Below are 995 nucleotides of genomic sequence, written 5' to 3' on the forward strand. Positions count from 1 at the left end.
TCGCCGGTGGCCGGGGCCCAGCCGGCTTTCTGCGCGGCCAGCACCGGGGCCATCCGCTGGGCGAAGTCCTCGATGTAGGCCGCCTTGCCGGTGGTGAAGATCTGTTCGGGATCCTCGACCGGGTGGGTCAGTGAATCCAGGTGTGAGCCGGTGAAATCGGCGGTGGAACCGGGCACCATCAGCAGCCCGCCGTCGTGGCCGTGGCGGCGCATCTGGTCCAGGAACACCACCTGGTCGGGGAAGATGTTGGCCGGATCGTCGTGATCGTCGTTGAGGTCACGCAGTTCGGGGTCCAAAAAGCACGGCGGGCCGGCCGAGGGGATCACCCACGTCGCCCCGACCTGGGCGATGTATTGGCGGCAGCGGTCCATCTGGCGCTGACGTTTCTGGATGCCGAAGGCCTGCTTGGCCCGGGCCGGCATGTCGTAGACCATCGGGTACCAGATCGCCCCGGAGTACTGCAGCATGTGCACGTCGATCTGGCCGAAGTCGGCGTGCAGCATGTCCAGATCGACCGGGCGGGCGTCGTTCATGTTGAAAACGGTGGTGACGCCATCGGATACCACCAGGCCCGAATCGCCGATCGGGCCGTCGGCGGGGGCGCGCAGCGCGATGATCATCACCTCGAGGTCGCCCTTGGGGCCGGTGACGGTGTGTTTGACCGAGTCGGTGGTCTCGAAGAACCGGTGAAAGCCCAGCTTTTCCAGCTCGCGTTGCAGGTCGGGCACCGGGTAGTCGGGCAGCAGCACCACCGCGTCCTTGTTGACGTGGCGGCGCAGGTTCTCCGGGTCGAAGTGGTCCTTGTGCAGGTGCGAGACGTAGAGGTAGTCGACATCGCCCAGGGCATCCCAATCCAGACCGGTGTTGTCCGGGAACGGGAACCACGAGGCGAAGTAGGCCGGGTTCACCCACGGGTCGCACAGGATGCTGCCCGCCAGGGTATCGATCCGGAAACCGGCATGTCCGATGCTGGTGACCTGCACAAACGGCCTTTC

1 protein-coding gene is annotated in these 995 nt (G+C 65.8%); it reads right to left on the reverse strand.

The features are described from left to right. On the reverse strand, nucleotides 1-983 hold a 983-nt coding region (locus BN4332_RS32470), incomplete at its 3' end, for an MBL fold metallo-hydrolase (protein ID WP_200820484.1). Nucleotides 984-995 lie beyond the last annotated feature (12 nt).

This window comes from Mycolicibacterium houstonense (genome assembly GCF_900078665.2).
Taxonomy (GTDB): domain Bacteria; phylum Actinomycetota; class Actinomycetes; order Mycobacteriales; family Mycobacteriaceae; genus Mycobacterium; species Mycobacterium houstonense.